This is a genomic window from Variovorax sp. 20P10.2.4, assembly GCF_058244205.1.
In genome coordinates, this window is record NZ_JBZAYE010000363.1 from 1 (window position 1) to 7,491 (window position 7,491).

9 protein-coding genes are annotated in these 7,491 nt (G+C 70.0%); 1 reads left to right on the plus strand and 8 read right to left on the minus strand.

Annotation, left to right across the window (positions count from 1 at the left end):
- The 7 genes from AC27VN_RS26870 to AC27VN_RS26900 form a co-directional block, all read right to left on the minus strand.
- On the minus strand, positions 1–530 hold a 530-nt coding region (locus AC27VN_RS26870; RefSeq protein ID WP_490878505.1), incomplete at its 3' end, for an enoyl-CoA hydratase/isomerase family protein.
- Complete coding sequence (locus AC27VN_RS26875; RefSeq protein ID WP_398497050.1) at positions 527–1,516, minus strand: Bug family tripartite tricarboxylate transporter substrate binding protein; 990 nt, start codon at positions 1,514–1,516, stop codon at positions 527–529. The genes AC27VN_RS26875 and AC27VN_RS26870, both read right to left, overlap by 4 nt.
- A gap of 75 nt (positions 1,517–1,591) precedes the next feature.
- A complete protein-coding gene (locus AC27VN_RS26880) occupies positions 1,592–3,064 on the minus strand; it encodes a malonyl-CoA decarboxylase (RefSeq protein ID WP_490878506.1) in 1,473 nt (490 codons plus the stop codon).
- Between the two features lie 55 nt (positions 3,065–3,119).
- Positions 3,120–3,791, minus strand: a complete 672-nt coding sequence (locus AC27VN_RS26885; protein WP_057594552.1) for a GntR family transcriptional regulator — start codon at positions 3,789–3,791, stop codon at positions 3,120–3,122.
- Positions 3,792–3,998: 207 nt separating this feature from the next.
- Positions 3,999–4,853 carry a prolipoprotein diacylglyceryl transferase gene (gene lgt, locus AC27VN_RS26890; RefSeq protein ID WP_093342382.1) on the minus strand — a complete coding sequence of 285 codons (855 nt, stop codon included), beginning with the start codon at positions 4,851–4,853 and terminating at the stop codon, positions 3,999–4,001.
- An 87-nt stretch (positions 4,854–4,940) separates the two neighbouring features.
- Entirely contained in the window at positions 4,941–5,210 is a 270-nt protein-coding gene (locus tag AC27VN_RS26895; protein WP_208513143.1) for a hypothetical protein, read from the minus strand.
- A gap of 20 nt (positions 5,211–5,230) precedes the next feature.
- A complete protein-coding gene (locus tag AC27VN_RS26900; RefSeq protein WP_093342386.1) occupies positions 5,231–6,004 on the minus strand; it encodes an SDR family oxidoreductase in 774 nt (257 codons plus the stop codon).
- A 148-nt stretch (positions 6,005–6,152) separates the two neighbouring features.
- Between AC27VN_RS26900 and AC27VN_RS26905 the strand changes: the two genes are divergently transcribed.
- Positions 6,153–7,124, plus strand: coding sequence for a LysR family transcriptional regulator (locus AC27VN_RS26905; protein ID WP_093342388.1), 972 nt, complete (start codon positions 6,153–6,155; stop codon positions 7,122–7,124).
- Here the strand turns inward: AC27VN_RS26905 and AC27VN_RS26910 are convergent.
- The coding region (locus AC27VN_RS26910; protein ID WP_490878507.1) for a LysR substrate-binding domain-containing protein at positions 7,072–7,491 on the minus strand (420 nt) is incomplete at its 5' end. The genes AC27VN_RS26905 and AC27VN_RS26910 overlap by 53 nt on opposite strands.

Here is a 7,491-nt window from a genome sequence, read left to right on the forward strand (position 1 = left end):
TGGTAGAGCCGCGTGGCGTCGTGCACGCCGGCGGCCAGCAGCATGTCGCGCGCCAGCGTGTCGCCGATGGCGCCATGCACCAGCGCGGCCTCGCGCGGTGCCATCGGAAAGCCGAGCTTCGCGATCGGCGCGCCGAATTTCGACGAGGTACCCGCGAGGCGGATGTCGCAGCAGCTCGCGATCTCGATGCCCGCGCCCATGCAGGCGCCCTCGATCTGCGCGACCAGCGGCAGCGGGCAGTCGAGCAGCGCCTGCAGCGCGGCCCAGACCTCGTTCTCGTGGAATTCGCGCAGGCTCGCGGCCTCGAAGCGGAACGACGGGTACTCGGAAATGTCGCCGCCCGCGCAGAAGGCGCCGCCCTCCCCGCGCACGATCACGCAGCGCAGCGCCGGGTCGGCGCCGAGGCCGGCCACCAGCGCGCGCAACTCGCGCCACATCGCGCGCGTCATCGCGTTCAGGCGCGCCGGGTTCGACAGCGTGAGGAACGCGAGCGCGCCCTCGCGGCGCAGGCTGACGCTGCCCGCGCTCATTCGAGCTTGGCGCCCGAGGCCTTGACCACGGCGGCCCAGCGCTTGATCTCCGAATTGACGAAGCCGCCGTACGCGGCCATGGTCAGGTTCGGGATCTCGGAGCCGTTCTGCGCCCAGATGGCCTTGAGCTCGTCGCTCGCGAGCGATTTCTTCATGTCCTCGACCACCTTGGCCTGCACGTCGGCCGGCGTGCCCTTGGGCGTCCAGAGGCCGTACCAGGTGGTCACCGTGTAGTCGGGCAGGCCCACCTCGGCCGCGCAGGGCACGTCGGGGAAGGCCGGGTTGCGCTTGGCGCCCGCGACCATCAGCGCCTTGATGCGGCCGCTCTTGATGTGCTGCGCCGAGGAGCCGAGGCCGTCGAACATCAGGTCGACGTTGCCCGAGATCAGGTCGGCCAGCGCCGGGCCCGCGCCGCGGTAGGGGATGTGGGTGATGAAGGTGCCGGTCTGGATCTTGAACAGCTCGCCCGCCAGGTGGTGCGAGGTGCCCGCGCCAGCCGAGCCGTAGTTGAACTTGCCGGGGCTGCGCTTCACGAGCGCGATGAATTCCTGGATGGTCGTGGCGGGCACGCGCTTGGGGTTGACCACCACCACCTGCGGCACGTTGGCCAGCAGCATCAGCGGCACGAAGTCCTTCTCGATGTCGTAGTCGAGCTTGGGATAGATCGAGGGCGCGATCGCATGGTGCACCGCGCCCATGAACAGCGTGTAGCCGTCGGCCGGCGCCTTGGAGGCGATGCTCGCGCCCAGCGTGCCGCCCGCGCCGCCGCGGTTGTCGATCACCAGGGTCTGGCTCGTGAGCTTGGCGAACTGGCCCGACAGCGGACGCGCGAAGGCGTCGGTGCCGCCGCCGGCCGGGAACGGCACGATCATGTTGACCGGCTTGGTCGGCCAGTTGCTCTGCGCGGTCGCGGCGCCGCCGCAAAGAACCGCCGCGCCCGCAGCCGCCAGGCGCAACACGTCGCGCCGCTGAAAACTCTGGTTCATCTGTCTCATCTCCTGTCGTTGTGGATCGCCGCGCAAGCGACGGCCGGCGCTGTGTGCGCCGGGCTTGGGGCCCGGTCAGGCCTTCTTGAAAAACAGACTGTCGACGTCCCCCGACACGGCCACCTTGCCTTGCGCGAGCCAGTCGCGGTGCCGGTCGAGACGCTTGAGATCGTATAGGTAGTTCACCATGAGGCCATAGGACTGCTTCTGTCCCTTGGGCGACGGATCGCCGGCCCAGTTGAGGCGCTCGACGCGCGCGCCGTTGCCCAGATGGAAGCGCGCGACCGGATCAGCCGGCGTGCCGTCGACCAGCGAGCGGCCCAGGTATTCGGCCGCACACTGCAGCAGCCACTGGCGCAGCGGCGACTTGGGGTCCAGGCTCGCGGCGGCATCGACGGCGGCCAGCAGCCGGTCGGCCGTGGGCGGCAGCGAGCCCACGAGGCGGCCGACTTCGGCGGCGCGCTTCTCGTCGAGGCGCGCGACCATGTCGGGCGCGTTCTTCGCGAGCCAGGTGCGAAAGCCCGGGATCGGCGACAGCGTGGCGAAGGTCTTGAGCCGCGGCAGCTCGTCCTGCAGCGTTTCGACCACGCGCTTGATCAGCGAGTCGCCGAAGCTCACGCCGCGCAGGCCGTTCTGCGTGTTGCTGATCGAATAGAAGATCGCGGTGGTGGCGCGTGCCGGCGGCACCGGCACGGCGGCCTCGTCGAGCAGCGGCGTGATGCCGTCGCTCACGCGGTCGACCAGCGCCACCTCGACGAAGATCAGCGGCTCGTTGGGCAGCCGCGGATGGAAGAAGCCGTAGCAGCGGCGGTCGCTGTCGTCGAGCCGGTTCTTCACGTCGTTCCAGCTCTTGATGTCGTGCACCGCCTCGTAGCGGATCAGCTTCTCGATCAGCGAGGCCGGCGAGTTCCAGTCGATGCGGCGCAGCTCGAGGAAGGCGACGTCGAACCAGGTCGAGAACAGCTGCTCGAGCTCGGCGTCGAGCGCGAGCAGGCGGCGGTCGCCCTTGAGGCCGGGCAGCAGCTCGGCGCGCAGGTCGACCAGGAAGCGCATGCCCGCGGGCTCGACCGCGAAGCGCTGCAAGAGGCGCATGCGCGGCGACACCAGCGCGCGGCGCAGCTTGAGCTCGGCCTGGCCCTCGTCGGGCGTGCCGACGGCGGCCTGGTGCTGGTCGCGCGCGGTCTTGAGCTTCTGTGCGTCGGCGGCGAAATGCTCGCTCATCAGGGCCCAGAAATCGCGCCGCTCCTCGGGCGTGGCGGCGGCGTATTCGACCGCGATGGCATGGGCGCGGCGGCCGCCTTCGACCTCGCTCACGCGCGGGTCGATCACCGACTGCATGGCGGCCAGCACGCGGCGCAGCGCGCGCGGCGACAGCGCCTCGTCGGCCTTGCGCAGGGTGGCCTCGAGCCGTTCGGCGGTGGTGCGGGCGCTGGGCTTGGGCGCGGACTTGGCGGCGCCTTTGGTGGGGGCGTCGGAGGCCACCGGCACCTTGCGTTCGTTCTTGTCGCCCGTGCGCAATCGCGCCTGGAACCATTCGGTCGCACTCATCGTGGATGCACTCCCATGCAGAAAGAAAAAGACGAAGAAGAGGTGGCGGCGCGCTTCATGGCATGACCCGCGATTTCTGCTGGTTGCGCATCACCTCGCGCAGCGCCTCGCGCTGGCGCGTCATGTGGGTGCGCATCGCGGCATCGGCGCCTTCGCTGTCGCGCGCCTTGAGCGCCGCGAACACCGCGAGATGCTCCGACAGGCTCTGCTCGAGCCGGCCCGGCGCATGCAGCTGCTGCTGGCGCGCGAGCTTGAGGATCTTGCGCAGGTCGCCGATCACCTGGGCCAGCCACTTGTTGTCGGCCAGCTGGATGATGGCCTCGTGGATCAGGTGGTTGGTGGCGTAGTAGTCGTTGATGCGCTTGGCCTTGGCGTGGCGCACCAGCCGCTCGTGCAGGGCGTCGAGCTCGTGCAGCTCGGCATCGCTGGCGTTGCGCGCCGCCTCGAAGGCGCAGCGGCCCTCGAGCAGCGCGATGACCGGGAAGATCTCGTCGAGGTCGCGCTCGGTCACCTCGCGCACGAAGCAGCCGCGGCGCGGCTCGTGGCGCAGCAGGCCCTCGGCCGTGAGCACCTTGAGCGCCTCGCGCAGCGGCGTGCGCGAGATCGACAGCCGCTCGCACAGTGCGATCTCGTCGACGAAGCTGCCGGGCGCCAGGGTGCCGTCGAAGATCTGCTCGCGCAGCGTGGTGGCGACTTCGTCGTGCAGGGAGTTGTGGACCAGGCGCATGGCGGATTCGATCGCGTAATTTCCTGTAATTACGCGTAATTCTGAGCCTGGATGCGAAGCAGCGCAAGGGCCGCGCGCGAAACGCGGGGCTCCGGACTTACCCTGGTCAGACGATAGGTTGCGTGGCCGGCAGTGCGGCACGCAGGGGGAGCAGCGGGTGAGGGACCGGACGGGGGTGCCCCGCCCTCCCCGGCGCCCGGTGCGGCGTCAGGCCTTGCTCGAAACCGGCACGGCCTGCTCGCGGCGCGAGGCCCAGACCCACAGCGCGATGCCGCCCAGGATCATCGGCACGCAGAGCCATTGGCCCTGGCTCAGGTCGAGGGCGCGCAGGCCCAGCTCGTTGCCCGGGTGGGCAAAGATCTTGTCGGGCTCGCGGAAGAACTCGGCGATGAAACGGAAGATGCCGTAGCCGACCAGGAAGGCGGCCGACACCTGGGCCTGCTTGCGCGGCTTGCGCGCGTAGAGCCACAGCAGCACGAACAGCAGCAGCCCCTCGAGCAAGAACTGGTAGACCTGCGAGGGATGGCGCGGCAGCATCGAGCCGCTCTGCGGGAACACCATGCCCCAGGGCAGGTCGGGGCTGCTGAAGCGCCCCCAGAGTTCGCCGTTGATGAAGTTGCCCACGCGCCCCGCCGCGAGGCCGGTGGGCACGCAGGGCGCAACGAAGTCCATCACCTGCCAGAACGGCCGCGCGCGCGAACGCGCGAACCAGACCATGGCCGCGATCACGCCGAGCATGCCGCCGTGGAAGCTCATGCCGCCCTCCCAGACCTTGAAGATCTCGAGCGGATTGAACAGGTAGAACTCGGGCCGGTAGAACAGGCAGTAGCCGAGCCGCCCGCCGACGATGACGCCGACCACGCCGAGGAACAGGATGTCCTCGATGTCCTTGCGCTGCCAGGCCCCGGCGCCGACGAGGCTGCGGTAGGGCTCGTGCTTGAGCCGCAGCGTGCCGAGGAAGTAGAACAGCGCGAAGGCCGCCAGGTAGGTCAGGCCGTACCAATGGATGGCGATCGGCCCGAGCTGCAGGGCGATGGGATTGATCTGCGGATACATGAGCATCCGCGGATTGTGCCCGCGCCGCATGACGCGGCCGGGGGCGTGGGGGCATCCGGGCACGCGGCCCGGCGCCCCGCCGCCCTCAGGCGCTCAGCGCCCGAATTTCCACCACACCAGGCCGGCCACCGCGGCCGGCACGGCGAACACCAGCAGGAAGATCGGCAGCTCCTCGGCCACGCTGTAGCCGGCCTCGATCACCCCCACCGCCATGTTGATGCCGGCGCCGATGAACCAGGCCGGCACGAACCACATCGCGGCCGTGCTCAGGGCCGCGTCGCCGCTGCCGCCCAGCACGCGGCCGGCCAGCAGAAAAAGGGCCAGCAGCACGAAGCCGCTGCCCATCACGATGAGCGTATGCATCGCTAGTCCGGTGCGATGCGTCAGCGCGTGGTGTAGCCGCCGTTGGCGAAGATGGTCTGGCCGGTGATCCACCAGCCCTCGGTGACCAGGAAGCGCACGATGGGCGCGATGTCCTCGATGTCGGTCAGGCCCTTCTTCGAAAACTTGCTGAGCGCGGCGGCGCTGCTGTGATAGTCCACCGCCTCCTTGCTCTCCTGGCCGTAGAAGAACGGCGTGTCCATCGGGCCCGGGCCGATCGCGTTGACCGAGATGCCGCGGTCGCCGAACTCCTTGGAGGCGGCGCGCGTGTAGTGCTCCACCGCGGCCTTCGAGCCCGGGTAGATCGCATAGAACGGCGTGTAGGCCGCGAGCAGCGAGCTCACGATCGTGACGATGCTGCCGCCCTCGGCCAGCGTGCGGCCGGCCTGCTGGATGAAGAAGAAGGCGGCCTTGGCATTGGCGTCGAAGCTCTTGTCGTAATCGGCTTCGGTGACGTCGAGGATCGGCTTCTTGATGACCACGCCCGCGGTGTTGATCGCGATGTCGACCTGGCCGAACTGCTTGACGGCCTGGTCGAACAGCTTGACGTTGTTCTCGACCACCGCGAGGTCGCCCTGCACCAGCAGGGTGTCGGCGCCCTTGGCCTTGAGGGCGGCGGCGGTCTTCTCCGCATCGGCGCGCGAGCTGTCGCTGTTGTAGTGGATGGCGACGCCGCGTACGCCCCCGTCGACCAGCTGTTCGGCGACGAGCGCGCCGAGGTTCTTGCCGCCGCCGGCGATGACGGCGACCTTGTTCTTCAATGTGCGTGCGGACATGGGGATCTCCTTGGTTGAAAGCCATTGATGTGTGACACGAGGCGCAGTGTATTGATCGCCAGACGGCCGATAAATAGGCAATTCGAGGCTAGACTGTTTGGAAATCTCCGCATAATCGGCCGCCTCGCGCTACACCCGGACCCTTCTCATGGACCGCATCGACCTCCTCCAGGTCTTCCTGCGCGTGGCCGAATCCGGCAGCTTCACGCGCGCCGCCGACCGCCTCGGCCTGCCGCGCGCCACCATCTCGACCGCGGTGCAGCAGCTCGAGGCGCGGCTGGGCTCGCGGCTGCTCCACCGCACCACCCGGCGCGTGGGCCTCACGCCCGACGGCGAGGTGCTGCTCGAGCGCGCCCGCGCGCTGGTGGCCGACATGGACGACCTCGAGCAGCAGTTCCTGCCCACGCACGGCAGCGTGGGCGGGCGGCTCAAGGTCGACGTGCCCAGCCGCATCGCGCGGCTGCTGATCGCGCCCGCGCTGCCGGACTTCTTCGCGCGCTATCCGGCGCTCGAGCTCGAACTCGGCTCGAGCGACCGCGCGGTCGACCTGGTGCACGAGGGCGTGGACTGCGCGCTGCGCGTGGGGCCGCTGGCCAGCAGCAGCCTGGTGGCGCGACCGCTCGGGCACTTCACGCTGGTCAACTGCGCGAGCCCGGCCTACCTGGCACGGCACGGCACGCCGCGCACCCCGGCCGAGCTGCCGCAGCACCTGGCGGTGAACTACGCCTCGCCGACCAGCGGCCGCGCGGCGCCCTGGGAATGGCAGCGCGACGGCGAGACCGCCTCGCTGCGCATGCGCAGCCAGGTGACGGCCAACAACGCCGAGACCTACATCGCCTGCGCGCTCGCGGGCCTGGGGCTGATCCAGATCCCGCTGTACGACGTGCGCACGCAGCTCGCGGCCGGCGAGCTGGTCGAGCTGATGCCCGACGCGCGCGCCGAGCCGCTGCCGGTGCACCTGGTGTATCCGCATCGGCGCAACCTGTCGCGGCGCATGCAGGCCTTCGCGGGCTGGCTCGAGACGCTGCTGGCTTCGGCCCTCGACGGACCGCCGCCCGCTCCCGCCGCTATTTCGCGCCGCGCGCGGCCGCCGGCTGGCGCTCCTGCACGAACGCGATGAAGCGCTCGAGCGATGGGTTGTCGGCCTCGGATGGCCACACCAAGCTGGTTTCGCAGCGCGGCAGCACCGGCACCGCGCGGCGCCGGCCGACGGGCGCGAACTCGTCGGCGCCGCGGTAGACCACGCCCGCGCGGCGGAACTGCGTGACGCTCTCGGGCACCCAGGCCACGCCGATGCCGCCCGAAACCAGGTTGACGATGGTCTGCATCTGGATCGCCTCCTGCGCCAGCTGCGGCGCGCGCCCGGCCGCGTGGTAGAGCGCGAAGACCGCGTCGTGCAGCGAAGGCACGATGCGGCGCGGGAAGATCACCAGCGGCTCGGCCAGCACCTCGGCCAGCGGCAGCTTCTCGGCGCTCGCGAGCGCATG